A 19,974-nucleotide genomic window follows, 5' to 3' on the forward strand; every position below is an offset into this window, starting at 1 on the left:
TGCACTTGGGGGGTACTTGTGCCGCGGATCCTTACTGCTGCTCTCGCCGCGCTGGCGGTCGTCGCATCGACGTTCGTCGGGCTGACGATCAGCACCACCGTCGACGCCGAGCCCGCTCAGGCGGCCAACCTCAGCCTGTTCGACCCGGGCGACATCATCGCCGACGAGATCTTCTGGGACGCCGGCACGATGAGCGCCGACCAGATCCAGTCGTTCCTGCAGTCGAAGATGCCCTCGTGCGCGTCGGGCTACGTCTGCCTCAAGGACTACCGCGAGACCACGCGGACGATCGCCGCGACCCCGATGTGCCGGCAGTACACCGGGGCGCCGAACGAGTCGGCAGCGTGGATCATCTACAAGGTCGCGCAGGCCTGCGGCGTGAACCCGCAGGTCATCCTCGTGATGCTGCAGAAGGAGCAGGGGCTCGTCGGCGACAGCAGCCCCAGCTCCCGCCAGTACCGCTCCGCGATGGGCGCCGGCTGCCCCGACACCGCGGACTGCGACTCCAACTACTACGGCTACTTCAACCAGGTGCACTACGGCGCGTACCTGCTGAAGCGGTACACGATGCCGGCCGGCACGGGCAAGGGCACCAGCTACTCCACGAACTACGGCGCGATGTACCCGGTCGGGACGACGTCGAACATCCTCTACAACCCGAACTCGGCGTGCGGCACCAAGAGCGTCTACATCCGCAACCAGGCGACGCACTCGCTCTACGTCTACACCCCGTACACGCCGAACGACGCCGCCCTCCGCGCCGGCTACGGCACGGGCGACGGCTGCTCGGCGTACGGCAACCGCAACTTCTACAACTACTTCACCGACTGGTTCGGCTCCACGCACCCGTTCCCTGTGGTCGGGGAGATCGCGAACCGCTGGAACGCGCTCGGCGCGCTGAACAGCTACCTCGGCTGGGCGCGCGGCCCCCAGGTCTGCGGGCTGGTCGACGGCGGCTGCTTCCAGGAGTTCCGTGGCGGCTACATCCTCTGGTCGCCCGCCACCGGCGCCTGGGACATCACCCCCGGCAACCAGAAGTACTGGGGCGCGCGCGGCTACGAGAACGGCTCGTTCGGCTATCCGACGTCGGGCACCAACTGCGGCACGAAGGACGGCGGCTGCTGGCAGTCCTTCGAGGGCGGCTGGATCATCTCGTCGGCGAGCACCGGGATGCGCTCGCTGACGAACGACTTCCGCGGCGCCTGGGCGGCCGTCGGCTTCGAGAACGGCGCCCTCGGCTACCCCAAGGCCGACATGGGCTGCGGCGGCATCGACTCCGGCTGCTGGCAGGAGTTCCAGGGCGGCTGGGTCATCAGCTCCACGAGCACGGGCGCGAAGGCGATCACCAACGCGTTCCGCGACGTCTGGAAGGCCAACGGGTTCGAGGGCGGCTGGCTCGGCTACCCGACCAGCGCCACCACCATGAACCTCAAGAACGGCGGCGGCTGGCAGAGCTTCCAGGGCGGCTACCTCATCTCGTCGCCGGCCGGCGGCATCCGCGCCGTCCGCCCGGACGTCCGCGCCGCCTGGGGCAAGCTCGGCTACGAGGCCGGCACGCTCGGCTACCCGACCAGCGACCTCAACTGCACCCTCGTCGACGGCGGCTGCGCCCAGCGGTTCGAGGGCGGCTACGTCGTCGTCTCCGCCGAGGGCGGAGCGCAGGCGGTCCCGAGCGCCATCCGGACCGCCTGGGGCGCGCAGGGCTACGAGAACGGCTGGATGGGCTACCCGACCTCGGCGTACGCCTGCAGCCTGCGCGACGGCGGCTGCTACCAGAGCTTCGAGGGCGGCTACATCCTCTCCTCGAAGGCCGGCGGGATTCGCGCCCTGACCGCCGAGGTCCGCGCGGCCTGGGGCAAGGTCGGGTTCGAGAACGGGTGGCTCGGCTACCCGAAGTCGGACCTCTCGTGCGTCCTGCGTGACGGCGGCTGCGTCCAGGAGTTCGAGGGCGGCTACATCCTCGTCTCGAAGGCGGGCGGCGCCCAGGCGATCTCGAGCACCTTCCGCACCCGCTGGGGAGCGGCCGGCTACGAGAACGGCGCCCTCGGCTACCCCATCACCCCGACCACGCTGGGGCTGCGTCACGGCGGCGGCTGGCAGCAGTTCGAGGGCGGCTACATCATCGGCGCTCCCGGCGTCGGCTACCACGTCATGCAGTCCACCATCCGCACCGGCTGGGCGACCGTCGGCTTCGAGGGCGGCGTGCTCGGCTACCCGGTGGGCAGCACGTTCTGCAGCCTGCGCAACGGCGGCTGCTACCAGCAGTTCGAGGGCGGCTACGTCATCTACTCGCCGGCCACGGGCGCGCAGCCGCTGCGCACCGCGGTCCGCAACAAGTGGGGCACGGTCGGCTTCGAGAACGGCCGGCTGGGCTACCCGACGAGCGGGGAGACCCGGGTCGACGCCTCGACCACTCGCCAGAACTTCGAGCGCGGCCACATGCTGATCCGCTCGAACGGCGTGATCGACGTCTACTACAGCTGAGTCGCAGCACAGCACGACAGGGGGAGGAGGGACGATGGGGTTCCGCCGTGGGCGCCGCTGGGCGCTGACCGCGATGGTCGGAGCGGCGCTGGCCGGGGTGATCGGCACCTCGGTGGTGGCCGGATCGGCCTCCGCCGCGACGGTGACGCCGGAGATCGCCGCGTCGTTCCAGAAGGCGCATGAGGCGCGCGGCGGAGCCACCGGCTCGCTCGGGCCGGCGTCCGGCGGGATCGTCTGCAGCCTGCGCGACTCCGGCTGCTACCAGGCGTTCGCCGGCGGCTACCTCCTCTCGTCGGCGAGCACCGGCATCAACGCGGTGCCGAACGCCGTGCGTGCCGTCTGGGCGGGCCTTCGCTATCAGGACGGCTGGCTCGGCTACCCGGCGGGCGACCAGGAGTGCGATGCGGAGTCCGGCGCCTGCTACCAGCCGTTCGAGCACGGCTTCGTGGTGGGGACTCCCGGGACCGGGCTGTTCGCGACCAGCGACGCGTTCTGGGACGAGTGGGCCGCGTGGGGCTTCGACCTCGGCGACCTGGGGCTCCCGCTCGGCAACACCAATTGCGGGCTGAAGGCGGGCGGCTGCTACCAGCGCTACCAGGGCGGCTGGATGTTCTCCTCGACCCCCGGCGGCTTCCGCGTCCTCTGGGACGAGATCCGCACCGCCTGGGGCGCGGTCGGCTTCGAGAACGGCAAGCTCGGCTACCCGACCGGCGACTACGTCTGCGCCGAGGACGGCTTCTCCTGCACGCAGCAGTTCGAGGGCGGCCAGGTGGTCGACTCCGCGACCGGCACCTTCGCCGTTCCCGCCGCGGGCCTCGCCGCGTGGAACCGCAACGGCGGCGCCGACGCGATGGGCTTCCCGACCGGGAATCTCGCCTGCCACCTGCGGAACGGGGGCTGCTACCAGACGTTCGAGTACGGCCACGTGCTGACGTCGACGGCAGGCGGAGCTCGCGCGGTATTCCCCTTCATCCGCGACGAGTGGGCCCGCAACGGCTTCGAGAACGGCCGCCTCGGCTACCCGACGACCGAGTACACCTGCGGCCTGGTCGACGGCGGCTGCTGGCAGGGCTTCGAGGGCGGCGTGATCATCGACGGTCCGGTCGGCCTGTGGACCGTGACGAACGCGATGCGCGGCGCCTGGGGTTCGACCGGCTTCGAGAACGGCTGGATGGGGTACCCCGTGTCGAGCACCACCTGCAGCCTGCGCAACGGCGGGTGCTGGCAGCAGTTCGAGGGCGGCTACGTGCTCTACTCGCCCGCGACGGGTGCCCGGGTTCTGGACATCCCGACTCGGGACATGTGGGGCCTGGCTGGGTACGAGAACGGCTACCTCGGCTATCCCACCACCGACAAGATCGGCGGCCTCCGCGGCGGTGGCAGCTGGCAGGGCTTCCAGGGCGGCGTCATGATGGACCCTCCCGGTGTCCACTGGCCGCTGCCCATGAGCACCCGGATGCGCAACGTCTGGGGCACCCAGGGCTTCGAGAACGGCGTGCTCGGCTACCCGACCACCGAGGAGTTCGACTCGGCTCGGGGCAGGATGGAGCACTTCAGCGGCGGCTACATCGAACTCCGGCCCGACGGCACCGCGCTGATCCGCTACTCGAACGGAACCTCGCGCACCGTCCGCGGCTGACCGTTCGCGCACCGCTTCTCGCCGAGCGCGCCCCGAAACACCGAGTGCGCCCCGAAACACCGAGCGCACCCTGGGCACGGGGTGCGCTCGGTGCGCAGGGGCGCACTCGGCGGCACCCGGCGCGCCCGGCGCGGAGCGCGCGCGACCGCAACCTCCGGTGCAAAGCGCAACGTCCGGCGCAAAACGCAACGCTCCCCGGTTGCGTTCTGCGCGGGACGTTGCGTCTAGCGGGCGGAAGCGGGCTGTGCCCCCGTTGCCGCGCCCGCCCCGCGCGGCGTCCGGCCCCTCTACGGGGGCCACGTATAGTGACTGAGGCTTTTTTCGAAGGGGTGGGGAAATGAATCTGGCGAGTTTCGCGCTCGTGCTGACGGGCGTTCTGCTGAACGCCGGCGCTCAGCTGTCCATCAAGGCGGGCACGACCGCACTCGGGAACCTGGTCTCCCCGGACGGCCCGATCATGACCGTGGTCCGGATCGTGTTCCAGCCGTTCATCCTGCTCGGCCTCGCCGCGTACGTGATCAGCGTGGCCATCCAGATCGTCGTGCTCTCGCGCGTCCCGGTCAGCGTCGCCTACCCGATGCTCTCGATCGGCTACGTGGTGAACGCGTTCCTCGCGTACTTCCTCTTCAAGGAGGACCTGACCGTGATGAAGCTCGTCGGCATCGGCGTCATCATCCTCGGCGTCATCCTCGTCGCCCGCTCCTCCCCGGCGCCGGCCGCCTGATGCGGGTCCTCGTCACCGGCGCCGCCGGCTTCCTCGCCCGCCCCCTGCTCGAGCTGCTCCGGCAGGACGGCCACGAGCTCGTCACCACCGACCGCGCGGGCGCCGTCGACCACCGCGGCGACCTCGCCGACCCGGGGTTCACGCAGTCGCTCCCGGACGTCGACGTCGTCGTGCACGCGGCCGCCGTGCAGTACGTCACTGCCGACCTGCCCCGCTTCCGCCGCCAGGGCTTCTTCCGCCGCAACAATATCGAGGCGACGCAGAACCTGGTGCGCCGCTACTCCGGTGGGGTCGAGCTGTTCGTCAACGTCGGCACGAGCATGATGTACGACCAGACCGGGCTCCCCGTCTACACGACGAAGTCCCCGATGAAGGGCGTCGGCGTCTACAGCAAGTCGAAGCTCGACGCGTACCGGCTCGTGCAGGGCATGGCCAACCCGACGGCGACGATGATCCCGTCGATCATCGGCGGCGAGGGCCGCGAGGGCCTGTTCCGCGGCTTCGTCACGTCGATGACGAAGCGCGGCATCGCGATCGTGCCGGGCACCGGCGACCACCGGACCAACATGGTGCACGTCGAGGACGCGGCCGCGCTGCTCGCCCTCATCGTGCGGAAGAAGGGGACGGGCCTCTTCAACGCCGCGTCGCCGAACCCGCTCACCATCAACGAGTGGATCGACGTCATCCAGGAGACCCTGGGGCTGTCGAAGGTGCGCCGCATCCGCTTCCCGTACTGGATCATCAAGGCCGGCTCGGTCGCGACCCGGTACCGGATCATCGCCCGCGAGCAGCTGCTGATGCTCGGCCAGTCGCACGTGCTCTCCATCGACGAGTCGGTCGCGCTCGGCTGGGACCCGAAGTACGACAACCGCAAGGTGGTCGAGGCGATCGCCCGGTACATCAGCTCCTCGTCCGCGCCCGGCGCCCGCTGATGGTCGCATCGCGCATCCACCTCGTCCGGCACGGCGAGGTCGCGAACCCCGGCAAGGTGCTCTACGGCCGCCTGCCCGGCTTCGGCCTGTCCGACCGCGGCAAGCAGATGGCCGCCCGCGCCGCCGACGAGCTCGGCGCGCAGGACCGGCAGATCACGCGCATCCTGTCCTCCCCGCTCGAGCGGGCGCAGGAGTCCGCGCAGCCCATCTCGGAGCGGTACGGCGTGCCGATCGAGACGAAGGACGGCCTCATCGAGGCGATGAGCCATCTCGAGGGCGGCCAGTTCCAGATGGACCTGTCGATCCTCGCGAAGCCGAAGGCCTGGCGGTACCTCGTCAACCCGATGAAGCCGAGCTGGGGCGAGCCGTTCCGCGAGGTCGCGGCCCGCATCCGCGCCGAGATGGACGAGGCGTGGGAGAGCACCGAGAGCGGCGACGTCGCCATCGTCAGCCATCAGCTGCCGATCTGGATGGCGCACCGCTTCGTCGCGAAGAAGCCGCTGTTCCACGACCCGCGCGCCCGGCGGTGCGCGCTGTCGAGCATCACGAGCTTCGAGCGCGCGCAGGGCGACTGGATCGAGGTCGGCTACGTCAGCCCCGCGCAGGAGCTCATCGACGCGAAGCGGGACACCGGCGCGGTCTGACCGTGGGGCATCCTGCCCCGCACCAAGTCGCCCGACGGGGGCGCGTGCCCCCGAGCAGGGGCGGAAAATCGGTCGACTATCGTTGACCGGAGGATTTCAGGGGAGAGGAAGCGTGTGAACGCGGATCTGCTGGTTGTGGGATCGGGCTTCTTCGGCCTGACGGTCGCTGAGCGAGTGGCGGAGGAGCTGGGGCTCCGGGTGATGGTCATCGACCGTCGCTCCCACATCGGAGGCAACGCCTTCAGTGAGAACGAGCCGGAGACCGGCATCGAGGTGCACCGCTACGGCGCGCACCTCTTCCACACCTCGAACGAGCCCGTGTGGGAGTACGTCAACCGCTTCACGAAGTTCACGAACTACGTGCACCGCGTCTACACGAACTACAAGGGCGAGGTGTACCCGCTGCCGATCAACCTCGGCACGATCAACCAGTTCTTCCGCTCGGCCTACGGTCCGGACGAGGCGCGCAAGCTGATCGCCGAGCAGGCGTCCGAGCTGAGCACCGGCGAGGCGCGCAACCTCGAGGAGAAGGCGATCTCCCTCATCGGGCGCCCGCTCTACGAGGCGTTCATCCGCGACTACACCGCGAAGCAGTGGCAGACGGACCCGAAGGACCTGCCCGCCGAGGTGATCAGCCGGCTCCCCGTCCGCTACACCTACGACAACCGGTACTTCAACGACACCCACGAGGGCCTGCCCGTCGACGGCTACACCGCGTGGCTCGAGCGGATGGCCGACCACCCGCGCATCGAGGTCCAGCTCGACACCGACTTCTTCGACACCACCCAGCCGCTCCACAAGCAGGCGACCGTCGGCCAGCTGCCGATCGTCTACACCGGCCCCATCGACCGGTACTTCGACTTCGAGGCCGGCGAGCTGCAGTGGCGCACCCTCGACTTCGAGGAGGAGGTGCTCCCGGTCCGCGACTTCCAAGGCACGTCGGTCATGAACTACGCCGGCAGCGAGGTGCCCTACACGCGCATCCACGAGTTCCGGCACTTCCACCCCGAGCGCGAGTACGCGAGCGACAAGACGGTCATCATGCGCGAGTTCTCGCGGTTCGCGACCCGTGAGGACGAGCCGTACTACCCGGTCAACACCCCGGAGGACCGCGAGCGGCTGCTCCAGTACCGCGAGCTGATGAAGGGCGAGCAGGACGTGCTGTTCGGCGGCCGCCTCGGCACCTACCAGTACCTCGACATGCACATGGCGATCGGCGCCGCCCTCTCGGCCTACAGCAACAAGGTGGCCCCGATGTTCGCGAAGGTCGCCCGATGACGACGACAGCTCCCGCCCCGACCGCTCCCGCGGAGACGGCCACCGGCCTCGACCTGGTCCAGCGCGTCGTCCTCCCGAGCGAGCACGACCCCGACGTCCTCGCGCTCTACGTCGACGCCGACTACTGGACGAGCTTCCCGCTCTACCGCGACCGCGAGCAGGTCGAGGGCGAGCGCGGGTTCATCCACCCGGACACGGACCGGGCGGTCGTGCGCCTCTCCGACATGGGCGTGCTCAGCGCGCTCGTCGAGGACCGCGGCTTCCAGGTCCCGCACCGCCGCAAGGTCTCGTTCGGCACCTACTTCAACGCGTTCCCCGCGTCGTACTGGCGCAAGTGGACGACCCTCGACCGCATCGTGCTGCGCGTCGAGACGAGCGGCTCCGGCCAGATCATCGTCTACCGCTCCAACGCCCGCGGCGTCATCCAGAAGGTCGACTCCGCGAAGGTGTCGGGGGCGAACACGGCCGAGTTCGAGCTGCCCTTCACGTTCTTCGCGGACGGCGGCTGGTACTGGTTCGACCTCGTCGCCGAGGAGGAGGACTTCACCCTTCAGGAGGCCGGCTGGTACGCGCCGGCCGGCACGACGCCCACCCGCGGCCGGTCGGGCTCGACGAGCATCGCCATCACGACCCTCAACCGCGGCGAGTACTGCGCGAAGCTGCTCGCCGACATCGGCTCCCGCGCCGACGTCGTCTCGCTCGTCGACCGGGTGTACGTCGTCGATCAGGGCACCCAGAAGATCGTCGACGCGCCCGGCTTCGACGTGGCACAGCAGCGCCTCGGCGACAAGCTGCGCGTCATCGAGCAGGCCAACCTCGGCGGCTCGGGCGGCTTCGCCCGCGGCATGTACGAGACGCTGTCGGCGGGGGAGTCGGACAACGTCCTCCTTCTCGACGACGACATCGCGATCGAGCCGGAGAGCATCCGCCGCGCCCTGAAGTTCAACGACTACCTCACCAGCCCGGCGATCGTCGGCGGCCACATGTTCGACATGTACGACCGCAGCCGCCTGCTGGCCTTCGCCGAGGGCGTCGACATGTTCAACTTCATGTGGGGCCCGATGACGCCGGCCGGCCACGACTTCGCGAGCTCCAACCTCCGGCAGACCCGGTGGATGCACCGCCGCGTCGACGGCGTCTACAACGGCTGGTGGATGTCGATGATCCCCGTCGAGGTGCTCCGCGAGATCGGCCTCTCGCTGCCGGTGTTCATCAAGTGGGACGACGCCGAGTACTCGCTGCGCGCGAAGAAGGCGGGATATCCGACCGTCACGCTGCCCGGCGCGGCGGTCTGGCACGTCTCGTGGGTGGACAAGGACGACTCCCAGGACTGGCAGGCGTTCTACCACGCCCGCAACCGGCTGGTCGCAGCGCTGCTGCACTCGCCGTACGAGCGGGGCGGACGCCTCACCCGGGCGAACCTGGCGATCGACATGAAGCACCTGCTCTCCATGCAGTACTTCGCGGCCGCCGCCCGCTTCGAGGCCTACCGCAACGTCCTGGAGGGGCCCGACGGCCTGTTCGGCGAGCTGCCGACCCGCCTCAAGAAGGTCCGCGAGCTCACCTCGAAGTTCAGCGACGGGCAGCCGATCAAGGACCGCAGCGCCGTGCCGAAGGTGGTGCAGCCGGAGAAGCCGAAGCGCCACGCTTTCCGCCGCAACAATCCGCCCCGCCGGGTGGTGCTGCCCTGGCTGCTCACCACGGTGGCCCGCCACTACCTGCAGCCCGCGTCCGCGAAGGACGCGACCCCGCCGCAGGATCACATCCCCTACTCCGACGCGCGCTGGTGGGTCGTGCCCACGTTCGACAGCGTGCTCGTGTCGAACGCCGAGGGCTCCGCGGTGCTCTGGCATCGCCGCGACCGGTCGACGTTCCGCGTCGGCATGTGGCGCGCCCTGCGCCTGCGCCGCCAGCTGCGCGCCGGCTGGCCGGAGCTGTCCGCCGCGTACCGCCGCGCCCTCCCGGAGCTGACGAGCGCCGATGCCTGGGGCCGGTTCTTCGCGGACAACGCCCTCCCGGCCCCCGCGTCGGCGAAGAAGACCACCGCAGCCGGCTGACCGGAGGGAGCGCCGCGCGACGCCGCGGTGCTCCCTCCGCTCGCGCGCTCCGCGGAGCGCACCACTGTGCCGGCCGAGGGGCCGCGCCCACGGTGCGGCGACCCCGGGGGAGGGGCGCCGCGCGGTTATCGTTGAGGGCCGTTCGAAGGGGGAGGAAGTTCTGGACGTCCTGGAGTCGAAGCAGTCCTCGGTGATCCTCGACCTCGTGCGCGACCTCGCCGAGAGCTACGCGGGCCGCCACCCGGTGCGCAGGGTCGCCGCCGTCGGCAACCAGCCCCTCGCGCCCTCGGCTTCCCGTGCCGAGGCCATCGACGGGTGCGACCTCGTCTTCCGGGTGAACGGCTTCACGCTCGACGTCGATCAGCCGACGGTCGGCACCGCCTGCCACGTCGTCCTCTTCAACCGCGCCGTCCGGCCCACCCCCTGGTTCTTCGAGGGCTACCGGGAGCGCCTCTACCTGATGCTCGAGCCCGGCCGCATGCACTGGGAGCCGGAGCGCTACCCCGACTGGTGGCCCACCGACCTCGGCTTCGTGACGGTGCCGAACCGCGAGGTCGTCATCCCGATGAACCGGGACATCGGACTCGACGCCGAGCGCGACGGCAACTGGGCGACGACCGGCGCCACCGCCGCCTGGCTCGCCGGCACGCTCTTCCCGGACGCCGAACTGCACCTCGCCGGATTCTCGTTCCTCGACGACCCCGACCAGACGGAGTGGGAGCACTCGTACGGCGAGGGCTCGATCGTCGGTCCGGAGCACCGTCTGAGCAACGAGAGCGCGTGGCTTCGGGGCTGGGTGCAGTCCGGCCGCGCCACGTTCCACCGCTGACCACCGCTGCGGGACCCTCCCGCCCTTGGAAGGACTCTGTCGAATGCTGAACCCTGCCGAGCGCCTGCGCCAGGCCATCCAGTGGCGCGTCAACGTCGCGCTCGACCCGGTGCACCACGAGATCCGCGTGCTGCACGAGGAGGTGGACCGACTGCGCCGCGACGTCGACCGGCTCACGCCCCAGGTCGCGAGCCTCGAGACCCGCCTCGCCGACCTGCGGGAGGCCCCGACGGGCGCCGCCGCCGAGGTGCTCGACGTCCAGCGGGAGCACGAGCGGGTTCGCCTCAGGATGCAGGCGGTGTCGCACTACGAGGAGCGGCTCCGCCGGCTCGAAGAGCGTCTGGGAGACGGAGGCGCGCCGGTCGAAGGCCGCTCGTGACGATCGACCTGCCGAGCGGGGCGCCGGAGGCGGTCCCCGCCGGACGGCTCGAGCCGCTCGTCCGCCGCATCCAGCGGAGGGACGAACGGGAGCGCAGCGGCGGCACCGGGAGCGCCGCCGGGCGCCGCCTCCCGGTCGTGCTCGCTCTCGCGATCGGGACCGGCACCGCGCTTCTCGGAGCGGGCAGCCTGCCCGGGGCCGCCCTGCTCCTCCTCGTCCTCCTCGTCGTCGCCGCGTCCGGTGCGTCGCTGTGGGTGCTCGTCACCGGTCGCCGCGATCCGCTGGAGCTCGCCTTCGCGGGACTGCTGCTCGGCCTCGGCCTCCTCGGCGCCGGCACGGTGCTCGCCGGATACGCCGGAGCGCTGCCCACCCGCTGGCTCCCCACCCTGCTCGGCCTCGCCGCGTGGATCCCTGCCCTCCGCCGGCGCCGGGCGACGGTCCGCCGAACCCGCTCCGGCTGGGAGGTGTGGGGCATCGTCGCGGCGCAGGTGCTCCTCCTGCCCTCCCTTCTCGGCATGCTGGCCGCGGCGCCCCTCGAGTGGGACGGCTGGCGCCGGTTCTACGTGGACGTGCCGTGGCACCTCGGGTTCGTGGCCGAGGGGATCGACCGCGCTCCTGCGGTCTACCCGTACGTCGCCGACCTCTCCCTCGGCTACACCTGGCTCTTCAACGGCGCGCTCGCCGGGCTGGGGCAGCTGACCGGGGCATCGGCTGCGCAGCTCGCCCTGCACGTCGCGCCGGCGCTGATGACGGCGGCGCTGCCGACCATCGTCGCGACCGCCGCGCGAGCCGTCACCCGGTCGCGCCTCGCGGTGCTCCTGGCGCCGCTCGTGCTGCTCGTCGCACACGCGCCCTTCTTCAGCTTCCTGCCCGGCATGGAGATCACGCCGCAGTGGCTCATGTCGAACCGCGACTTCTCGCACCTCACCGCGCTGCTCGTGGTCGCCGTCGCGCTCCTCGGCCGCCCCCTCGGCACCGGCGGGCTCCGCTGGCTGCCGTCCTGGTCGCTGCTGCTGCTCACCGCGTTCGCCGCCGCCGGCGCCAAGGGGTCCGCCCTGCCGATGCTCGCCGGCGCCTTCGGGCTCGTCGCCCTCGTCGCGCTCCTGACGCGGCAGGCGATGGCCCGGCGGATCGGCGACGCCGTCGCCGTCGCGACCGGCATCCTCCTCGCCCAGTTCGGGGTGACGAAGTCGACCGCCTACCTCGGCCTCGACCCGCTGTCGTTCTTCAACGGGCAGGTGCCGGCCGGGAAGACGGGGCTCGCTCTCGTCCTCGCCACCGTCGCCGTGCTGGCCGCGCTCGTGGCCTTCGTCGCCCTCACCGCGCTCGCCGCCCGCGAGCTGCGCGCTCCGCTCCTCTACGCCGTCGGCGGCGGGACCGCGGGCCTGATGTTCCTCGTCCTGCCCGGCCACCCGGGGCTCAGCCAGCTGTACTTCGTGCACGCCGTGTGGCCGCTGCTCGTCGTCGCGATCGTGGCCGCACTCGTCCGCTGGAGCAGGCCCTACCCGCTCTACCTCCCCGCGATCGGCCTCGCCTCCGCGGCGGTCGCCCTGCTGCTCACCGCGCCGCCGGAGGCCGGGCGGCTGCCGTGGGCGATGGGCGTCTTCGCCCTCGCCGGCTTCGCGGCCCTCGCCGGGGTCGTCCCCGTGCTGCCCGGGCTGCTGCGGCGCGGAGCGCGACCCGCCGTCGCCGTCGCCACGGTGGGCGCCGCGCTGCTCGGCGGCGGATTCGCGCTGCAGAACTGGGGCGCGCCCTTCGTCCAGCTCGCCGCCTCGACCCCCTCCGTTGAGGACGACTCCGGCGCGGTGAGCGGCGAGCAGGTGAAGGCCCTGCACGCGCTGCGGGATGCCTCGGACCCCACCGATCTCGTCATGACGAACAAGCACTGCCTGACCGGCGGCGTCGCCGCGGGCGACTGCGATCCGCGCTGGTTCGCGGTCGCCGCGCTCGCCGAGCGGCGCGTGCTCGTCGAGGGGTTCTCCTACACGCGCCTCTCCGAGGGGGTGCCGTTCGAGGACGAGTACTGGGATCCGCGGCTGCTCGCCGAGAACGACGCCTTCCTCACCGACCCGGACGCGCAGTCGTGCCGCGCGTTCGCCGACCGCGGCGTGCGCTGGGTCTACCTCGACAAGCGGCTGCCGTACTCGTCCCAGCTCGCCCAGTACGGGCGGGCCGTGGCCGACAACGGCGACGCCGCGGTGTACGAGCTCACGTGCTCCTCGTCGGAGAGCCTTGGGTAGGCTTGATCGGGTGACTGCAGCGGGGAACGAAGAGCCACGAGCGACCGGCGGAGCGACTCCCGAAGCGGCACCGGAGTCCCTGCTGAGGGGCAGCTCCGTGCTCATCACGGGCGGCACCGGATCGCTCGGCAAAGCCCTCGTGAAGCAGCTGCTCGGCCCCTACGGCGTCCGCCGGCTCGTCATCCTCAGCCGGGACGAGCTCAAGCAGTTCGAGCTGCAGCACCAGTACCCGGGCGAGCCGCGGCTGCGGTTCTTCATCGGCGACATCCGCGACCGGTCGCGCCTGCTGCGGGCCTTCCACAACGTCGACTACGTCATCCACGCGGCGGCGCTGAAGCAGGTGGACACCGCCGAGTACAACCCGTTCGAGTTCGTCGAGACGAACGTGCGCGGCTCGCAGAACGTGATCGAGGCGGCCATCGACGCGGGCGTCAAGCGCGTCGTCGCGCTGTCCACCGACAAGGCGTCGAGCCCCATCAACCTCTACGGCGCGACCAAGCTCGCCGCCGACCGGATGTTCATCGCCGGCAACCACTACGCGTCCGCGTACGACACCCGGTTCTCCGTCGTCCGCTACGGCAACGTGTCCGGCAGCCGCGGCAGCATCGTGCCGAAGTGGCAGGAGATGGCGAGCCGCGGCGAGCCGCTGCCGATCACCGACCACCGGATGACGCGGTTCTGGATCACCCTCCCGCAGGCGGTGGAGTTCGTGCTCGACTCGTTCGACCTGATGACCGGCGGCGAGCTCTACGTGCCGCGCATCCCGTCGATTCGCATCGTCGACCTCGCCGCGGCGATCGCGCCGGGCGCGGAGCTGGTCGAGATCGGCATCCGCCCGGGCGAGAAGCTGCACGAGGAGATGATCGCCCTCGACGACGCCCGCCGCACCTACCGCACCGGCGACCGCATGGTCGTCGCCCCGCATCTGAGCGGCTGGGGCTGGGCGCCGCCCGCCGACGCGGTGTCGATCGACCCCGAGCAGAGCTACCAGTCGCACACCAACGACCGGTTCCTGACCGTCGAGGAGATCCAGGACCTCCTCGACCTGCAGCCGGTCCGATGATCCCGTACGGCCGTCAGTCGATCGACGACGCCGACCTCGACGCCGTCGCCGAGGCGCTCCGCAGCGACTGGCTGACGACGGGCCCGCGCGTCGACGAGTTCGAGCGCGCCGTCGCCGCAGCCGCCGGCGCCGGCACACGCGTCACCGCCGTCACGTCCGGCACCGCGGCCCTGCACGTGGCCTACGCCGCCGCGCGCGTGGCCGGCGGCGAGGTCGTCACGACGCCGCTGACCTTCGCGGCCACCGCATCGACGGCGGTCCTGCAGGGCGCCGACGTCGTGTTCGCCGACGTCGACGAGGACACCGGCAACCTGTCGCTCGAGGCCGCCGCCGCAGCGGTCACCTCCCGCACCCGCGCCATCACCGCCGTCGACTACGCGGGGCTGCCGGTCGACCAGGCCGGCTTCCGCGCGCTCGCCGAGTCGGCCGGTGCACTCTTCGTCGAGGACGCCGCCCACTCCATCGGCTCCACCGTCGGGGGCGTGCCCGTCGGCACGGGCGCGCACCTCACGGCCTTCTCCTTCTTCCCGACGAAGAACCTCACCACGGCGGAAGGCGGGGCGGTCGTCACGACCGACCCCGAGCTCGACCGGCGCGCCCGCTCGTTCCGCAACCACGGCCTGGTGCGCGACAAGTCGCTGCAGCGCTGGCCGGACGAGGGGCCGTGGCACCAGGAGGTGCACGAGTTCGGGCTCAACTACCGGCTGCCGGACGTACTCGCCGCGCTCGGCATCAGCCAGCTGCGCCGCCTGGCCGCCTTCAAGGCGCGCCGCGCCGAGATCGTGGCCCGCTACTCGGCAGCGTTCGCCTCCGTCGACGACCTCCGCGTGCCCGCGAGCCCGGACGGCGCCGAGCCGATGTGGCACCTCTACCCGCTGCGGGTGCCCGCCGAGCGCCGCCGCGCGATCTTCGAGCACCTGCGGGCCGCGGGCATCGGGGTGCAGGTCAACTACATCCCCGTCTACTGGCACCCGGTCTTCGCCGACCTCGGCTATCAGCGGGGCCAGTGCCCGGTGGCGGAGAGCTACTACGCGTCGGAGATCTCGCTGCCGCTCTACGTCGGCCTCACCGACGCCGAGGTCGACCGCGTGATCGACGCGGTGCTCGCGGCGGTGCGCGGCTGATGCCCGCCCGGGTCGTCGCGGTCGTGCAGGCGCGCATGAGCTCGACGCGCCTGCCCGGCAAGGTGCTGCGGCCCCTCGACGGGCTTCCCGTGCTCGACTGGGTCATCCGGGCCGCCCGCGCGGCGACCGAGATCGACGACGTGGTCGTGGCGACGTCGGAGAACCTTGACGACGACGCCATCGCGGAGTGGGGGGCCGCATCCGGGGTCGGCGTCGTGCGCGGCGAGCTCGACGACGTGCTCGCCCGCTTCCTCCGTGCGGCGGACGCCACCGGCGCGGACGCGGTGGTGCGGCTCACCGCCGACTGCCCGCTGCTCGACCCGGCGCTCATCGACGAGGTCGTGCGCACCTGGCGTGCCGATCCCTCCGCCGACTACGTCGCCACGACGCTGCGCCGGACGCTGCCGCGGGGACTCGACGTCGAGCTCATCCGCGCGGACGTCCTGCGCGAACTGGGGAGGACCGCAGAGGGCTTCCACCGGGTGCACGTCACGAGCGCGGCGTATGCGGAAGGCGGCCCGTATCGCACGGTCGGAGTGAGCGTCGACGGCGACTACAGCGGCTACCGCGTGACCCTCGACGAGCCGCAGGACGCGGCCGCCCTCGACGCGCTCGTTCCGCTGCTTCCCCGCCGTCCGCCGTCCTGGCAGGACGTGGTGGCCGCGCTCGCGGCACATCCCGAGGTCGCGGTGCTCAACGCCGAGGTGCGCCAGAAGGAGCTGCGGGAGGCGTGAGGCGCCTCTACGTCCGCTGCGATGCCACCCTCCACGGCGGCGTCGGGCACGCCATGCGCGGCCTCGCGGTCGCCGAGGCCGCGATCGCGGCGGGCTGGCAGGTCCGCTTCGCCGGCCGGATCGAGTCACCGCTCGTCCGCGGGGCGCTCGACGCCGCCGGGATCGGCGTCGAGCCCGTCCAGGACGCGCCGCCGGCCCTGGTCGCCGCCGCGGCCGCCGCGGAGGCCGACGTGCTGCACGTCGACAGCTACACGGAGTTCCCCGGACTGCACGACGCCGCTCGGGCCGCCGGCGTGCTGCTGTCGTCGATGGAGGACGGGGAGTGGGGGCGCCGTCCCGCCGACGTGGTCGTCGACGGACATCCTCGGGCTCTCGACGACTACCGGCCGGAGTCGTCCGGCGTGGAGGTGCTGGCCGGCCCCGCCTTCCTGCCGCTGCGGGCGGCGATCGCCGCGGCGGCGGAGCGGCCGCCCGCCGAACCCGGCCCTCTGCGGCGGGTGCTCGTGCTGATGGGCGGCACCGACGCGTTCGGCGCCACCGACCTGGTGGCGCGCCTCCTCGCCGAGCTGCCGAGCCGACCGGCCGTCCGGGCCGTCGGCGCGACCCCTCAGGAGGGGATCGAGTCCGTCCCCGCCGGCAGCCTGCTCGACCTCCTCGACGGGGTCGACCTCGTGGTGACGGCGGGCGGCACGAGCGTCTGGGAGCTGGCTGCGCTCGGCGTCCCGATGGCCGTGGTGCAGGTCACCGAGAACCAGGCGGAGAACCGCCGGTACCTGGTCGAGCACGACCTGGCCCAGGGCCTCGGCACGCTCGAGGAGCTGCGGAGCGGGGGATTGGCGTCCGGCGTCGCCGACGCGCTCGCCGACCGCTCCCTCGCCGGCGAACGGGCGTCGAGAGCGCGCCTCCTCGTGGACGGCCGCGGCGCCGCGCGCATCGTCGGCGCCTGGGAGGACCGGCTCGGCGCGACCGGGGTCACCGTGCGCCCGGCCCGCGCGGGCGACGCGAGCGCGCTCTTCGACTGGCGCGACGATCCCGCCACCCGCGCCGCCTCCCGCAGCACCGGTGCCCTCGAGTGGACCTCGCACGCCGCCTGGGTCCGCGCGACCCTCGCCGATCCGATGCGCTCGCTGCTGATCGCGCGGACGGAGGGCGCTCCGGCGGGCACGGTGCGGTTCGACCGGCTCGACGAGGGCTCCGCGGAGATCTCGATCACCCTCGCGCCCTCGGCGCGGGGGAGGGGCCTCGCGCAGCCCGTGATTGCGGCGGCGATGGCCTGGCTCGCCGCGCAGCCCTCCCCGCCGCGGCTCGTGATCGCCGAGATGCGCCCCGAGAACGGCGCCTCCCAGCGGGCCTTCCGGGCCGCCGGGTTCACCGGCGACGGGGCGGCCGGTGCTGACGGGATGGTCCGGCTGAGCGCCGCGCTCTAGACCAGGTCCCAGGAGAGGGCGGTGCCCCGCCGCACGTCGGCCGAGAAGCGGGCGCCCGCGAGGTCGTCGAGCGCCGCGGGCGGCAGTCCGCCGGCCGGACGCAGCGACCGCACGTTCTCGGAGGTCACCGGATCGCCGGCCCGGACATCCTGCACGACCCAGAGCGAGCGGCGCAGCCGGAGGCTCTCCGCCTCGCCCGCCGTCACCGCGGGACGGGGCTCGCCGAGCGCCTGCTGCGCCACGCGGGCGCCGTCGACCAGGATCTTCAGCTCGTCCGGCTCGAGGGAGAAGTCCGAGTCGACGCCGCCGTCGCTGCGCGCGAGGGTGACGTGCTTCTCGATGATCGTCGCGCCGAGCGCGACCGCGGCAACGGCGACGCCGACGCCCGGCGTGTGATCCGAGAGGCCCACCTGCACACCGAACGCGTCCGCGAGCACCGGGATCGCGCGCAGGTTCGACTCCCGGGGGTCCGCCGGGTAGGACGAAGTGCAGTGCAGCAGCGCGATCTGGTCGTTGCCCTCCGCACGGATGGTGCGGACCGCGAGGTCGACCTCCGCGATGCCCGCGGCGCCGTTCGACAGGATGACGGGCTTCCCGGTGCGCGCGACCGTGCGCAGCAGGCCGAGGTCGCCGATCTCGAGGGAGGCGATCTTGTAGAGGGGCGCGTCGAGCGACTCGAGCAGCTCGACCGCGGTGTCGTCGAACGGGCTCGAGAACGGGATCAGGCCGTGCTCGCGGGCGCGGGCGAACAGCGCCTCGTGCCACTCCCACGGCGTGTGCGCCTCCTCGTACAGCTCGAAGAGCCGGCGTCCGCCCCACAGCGGGTGGTCCTCGGAGATGACGAAGGCGGGCTCATCCGAGTCGAGGGTGATCGTGTCGGCCCGGTAGGTCTGGAACTTGACCGCGTCGGCGCCGGACTCGGCCACCGCGTCGATGATCGCGAGCGCCCGGCCGAGGTCGCCGTTGTGGTTGCCCGACACCTCCGCCACCACGAACGGCGGCTCATCGGGGCCGATCCTCCGGCTTCCGGCAGTGATGCTCCGACCCGACATGGCCCTCCCTCGTGTGCGCCGCATGGCCAGAACAGCCTAAGTCCGACCGTCCGCGGGGCCGGTCCGCGCGCGGGCGATCAGCGCAGGCCGCGCCGCCAGCTGAGCTCCTGGGCCGCCTTCACCGCGCACACGACGAGGAGGAACCAGCAGTACTCGGTCAGCACGCTGCTCTCCACGGTCGAGAGCAGGGCGAGCACGACGAGCACGAGCGCGGGCCAGATGTGGGTCACGCTGCGCCGGCTCGACGCGACGAGCCACGCGCGGACGAGCGCGAGCCCGAGCAGCACCGCGAAGAGCGCGAGGCCGATGAGTCCCACCTGGAACCAGGAGTCGAGGAACGCGTTGAGCGCGGAGGTGGGAGTGCGGTCGTTGAGCGTGCGGATCGCGAAGAACGGCGCGAGCTCGGGGCGCCACGATCCGACCCAGCCGAACCCCTCGAGGGGATGGATGACGGTGAGTGACTGCACGGAGCGCCACAGGGCGAGGCGCACATCCACCTCGCCACCGATGCCCGCCAGGCCGATGAGGCGGGCCCGGAAGATGTAGCTGACCACGATCGCGATCGCCGCCGAGGTGAGGACGACCGCCTGGATGGCCGGGCGCCCCTCTGCGGGCGCGCGCCGGATCCCGAGCAGCGCGAGCGCGACGAGCGCCGTGACGACCGCGATCCCGAGCGCGACGGGAGAGCGGGTGAGCAGCAGCGTGAGGGCGGCTGCAGTCAGGGACGCGACGGCGAGCCCGCGCGGCACGGAGCGGGTCGCGTGCTCGATCGTGAACGTGATGATCGCGACGAGGGCGAGCGCTCCGAGTTGGTTGCGGGAACCGGCGATGCCCTGGATCGGTCCGCCCATCGCGAGATTGCCCTGGATGCCGAGGAAGGCGATCGGCAGGTCGAGCAGCAGCCCGGACAGGATCTCGAGGGCGAGCGAGACGCCGAGCAGGACGCGCAGGACGTCGCCGAACGCGCGCACCACCTGGATGAGGTCGCGGCTGATCGCGACGAACACCGCGAGGAAGCCGATGGTCAGCTGGTACGCCACGCCGCTGACGGTCGCCCACTGGTACTCGCTCCAGAAGACGCTGATCGTGCACCAGCCGACGAAGAGCAGGATCGAGACCGGCAGGATTCCGGTCCAGTCGAGCACCCGGTGCCGCGCGATGAGCGCGCCGACCGCGAGCACGACGAGGCCGCCGAGCGCCGCCAGGTACCCGGGCCAGCCGATCAGCGAGCGGATCAGGTGCGGGGACAGCACGGCGGCGATGGTCGCCGTGGTCAGCGCGGCGCCGAAGGCGGGGGAGCCGATGAGCTCCGCGACCTGTGCGGGGAGGCGGGGGCGACCGGGCGACGTGGTCATCGTGCGATCCACC

The 19,974-nt window shown here is 72.0% G+C and carries 16 protein-coding genes; 14 read left to right on the top strand and 2 right to left on the bottom strand.

Annotated elements, in window-relative coordinates:
- The first annotated feature begins 18 nt into the window (after positions 1 to 18).
- The 14 genes from J3P36_RS14815 to J3P36_RS16855 all read left to right on the top strand — a co-directional run bounded on the left by J3P36_RS14815 (position 19) and on the right by J3P36_RS16855 (position 17,554).
- Entirely contained in the window at positions 19 to 2,484 is a 2,466-nt protein-coding gene (locus J3P36_RS14815; protein ID WP_210509009.1) for an LGFP repeat-containing protein, read from the top strand.
- Between the two features lie 34 nt (positions 2,485 to 2,518).
- Positions 2,519 to 4,123, top strand: a complete 1,605-nt coding sequence (locus J3P36_RS14820; protein WP_210509010.1) for an LGFP repeat-containing protein — start codon at positions 2,519 to 2,521, stop codon at positions 4,121 to 4,123.
- A gap of 337 nt (positions 4,124 to 4,460) precedes the next feature.
- Positions 4,461 to 4,847, top strand: coding sequence for an EamA family transporter (locus J3P36_RS14825; protein WP_210509011.1), 387 nt, complete (start codon positions 4,461 to 4,463; stop codon positions 4,845 to 4,847).
- Positions 4,847 to 5,779, top strand: coding sequence for an NAD(P)-dependent oxidoreductase (locus tag J3P36_RS14830; RefSeq protein ID WP_210509012.1), 933 nt, complete (start codon positions 4,847 to 4,849; stop codon positions 5,777 to 5,779). Before J3P36_RS14825 ends, J3P36_RS14830 begins: the two co-directional genes overlap by 1 nt.
- Complete coding sequence (locus tag J3P36_RS14835; RefSeq protein ID WP_210509013.1) at positions 5,779 to 6,423, top strand: histidine phosphatase family protein; 645 nt, start codon at positions 5,779 to 5,781, stop codon at positions 6,421 to 6,423. Before J3P36_RS14830 ends, J3P36_RS14835 begins: the two co-directional genes overlap by 1 nt.
- 114 nt (positions 6,424 to 6,537) lie before the next feature.
- Positions 6,538 to 7,701 (top strand): UDP-galactopyranose mutase, encoded by a 1,164-nt coding sequence (gene glf / locus J3P36_RS14840; protein ID WP_210509014.1) that lies wholly within the window; start codon positions 6,538 to 6,540, stop codon positions 7,699 to 7,701.
- On the top strand, positions 7,698 to 9,758 hold the full coding sequence (locus J3P36_RS14845; protein WP_210509015.1) for a glycosyltransferase: 2,061 nt from the start codon (positions 7,698 to 7,700) through the stop codon (positions 9,756 to 9,758). The genes glf and J3P36_RS14845 overlap by 4 nt, the downstream gene beginning before the upstream one ends.
- Positions 9,759 to 9,948: 190 nt before the next feature.
- Positions 9,949 to 10,587: a hypothetical protein gene (locus tag J3P36_RS14850; RefSeq protein ID WP_210509016.1), complete on the top strand. Its 639-nt coding sequence runs from the start codon at positions 9,949 to 9,951 to the stop codon at positions 10,585 to 10,587.
- Between the two features lie 43 nt (positions 10,588 to 10,630).
- Entirely contained in the window at positions 10,631 to 10,966 is a 336-nt protein-coding gene (locus J3P36_RS14855; RefSeq protein ID WP_210509017.1) for a hypothetical protein, read from the top strand.
- On the top strand, positions 10,963 to 13,206 hold the full coding sequence (locus J3P36_RS14860) for a hypothetical protein (RefSeq protein ID WP_210509018.1): 2,244 nt from the start codon (positions 10,963 to 10,965) through the stop codon (positions 13,204 to 13,206). Before J3P36_RS14855 ends, J3P36_RS14860 begins: the two co-directional genes overlap by 4 nt.
- Positions 13,207 to 13,216: 10 nt before the next feature.
- Entirely contained in the window at positions 13,217 to 14,269 is a 1,053-nt protein-coding gene (pseB, locus tag J3P36_RS14865) for a UDP-N-acetylglucosamine 4,6-dehydratase (inverting) (protein WP_307807122.1), read from the top strand.
- Positions 14,266 to 15,393 (top strand): DegT/DnrJ/EryC1/StrS aminotransferase family protein, encoded by a 1,128-nt coding sequence (locus J3P36_RS14870; RefSeq protein ID WP_210509019.1) that lies wholly within the window; start codon positions 14,266 to 14,268, stop codon positions 15,391 to 15,393. The genes pseB and J3P36_RS14870 overlap by 4 nt, the downstream gene beginning before the upstream one ends.
- A complete protein-coding gene (locus J3P36_RS14875; protein WP_210509020.1) occupies positions 15,393 to 16,127 on the top strand; it encodes a cytidylyltransferase domain-containing protein in 735 nt (244 codons plus the stop codon). Before J3P36_RS14870 ends, J3P36_RS14875 begins: the two co-directional genes overlap by 1 nt.
- A complete protein-coding gene (locus J3P36_RS16855; protein WP_210509021.1) occupies positions 16,124 to 17,554 on the top strand; it encodes a bifunctional UDP-2,4-diacetamido-2,4,6-trideoxy-beta-L-altropyranose hydrolase/GNAT family N-acetyltransferase in 1,431 nt (476 codons plus the stop codon). The genes J3P36_RS14875 and J3P36_RS16855 overlap by 4 nt, the downstream gene beginning before the upstream one ends.
- Here J3P36_RS16855 and pseI read toward each other — a convergent pair.
- The gene (pseI, locus tag J3P36_RS14885) at positions 17,551 to 18,606 is read right to left on the bottom strand and encodes a pseudaminic acid synthase (RefSeq protein ID WP_210509022.1); all 1,056 of its coding nucleotides are present in this window, start codon (positions 18,604 to 18,606) and stop codon (positions 17,551 to 17,553) included. The two genes, J3P36_RS16855 and pseI, sit on opposite strands and share 4 nt — an antisense overlap.
- A 77-nt stretch (positions 18,607 to 18,683) precedes the next feature.
- A complete protein-coding gene (locus J3P36_RS14890) occupies positions 18,684 to 19,961 on the bottom strand; it encodes an O-antigen ligase (RefSeq protein ID WP_210509023.1) in 1,278 nt (425 codons plus the stop codon).
- Positions 19,962 to 19,974 lie beyond the last annotated feature (13 nt).

This window comes from Naasia sp. SYSU D00057 (assembly GCF_017916505.1).
GTDB lineage: Bacteria > Actinomycetota > Actinomycetes > Actinomycetales > Microbacteriaceae > Naasia.

What these genes read in the sequence shown, in the direction of transcription:
- J3P36_RS14820 (WP_210509010.1), top strand. Translation starts at nt 2,519, where the DNA reads ATGGGGTTCCGCCGTGGGCGCCGCTGGGCGCTGACCGCGATGGTCGGA.
- J3P36_RS14825 (WP_210509011.1), top strand. Translation starts at nt 4,461, where the DNA reads ATGAATCTGGCGAGTTTCGCGCTCGTGCTGACGGGCGTTCTGCTGAAC.
- J3P36_RS14830 (WP_210509012.1), top strand. Translation starts at nt 4,847, where the DNA reads ATGCGGGTCCTCGTCACCGGCGCCGCCGGCTTCCTCGCCCGCCCCCTG.
- J3P36_RS14835 (WP_210509013.1), top strand. Translation starts at nt 5,779, where the DNA reads ATGGTCGCATCGCGCATCCACCTCGTCCGGCACGGCGAGGTCGCGAAC.
- J3P36_RS14845 (WP_210509015.1), top strand. Translation starts at nt 7,698, where the DNA reads ATGACGACGACAGCTCCCGCCCCGACCGCTCCCGCGGAGACGGCCACC.
- J3P36_RS14855 (WP_210509017.1), top strand. Translation starts at nt 10,631, where the DNA reads ATGCTGAACCCTGCCGAGCGCCTGCGCCAGGCCATCCAGTGGCGCGTC.
- J3P36_RS14870 (WP_210509019.1), top strand. Translation starts at nt 14,266, where the DNA reads ATGATCCCGTACGGCCGTCAGTCGATCGACGACGCCGACCTCGACGCC.
- J3P36_RS14875 (WP_210509020.1), top strand. Translation starts at nt 15,393, where the DNA reads ATGCCCGCCCGGGTCGTCGCGGTCGTGCAGGCGCGCATGAGCTCGACG.
- pseI (WP_210509022.1), bottom strand. Translation starts at nt 18,606, where the DNA reads ATGTCGGGTCGGAGCATCACTGCCGGAAGCCGGAGGATCGGCCCCGAT.
- J3P36_RS14890 (WP_210509023.1), bottom strand. Translation starts at nt 19,961, where the DNA reads ATGACCACGTCGCCCGGTCGCCCCCGCCTCCCCGCACAGGTCGCGGAG.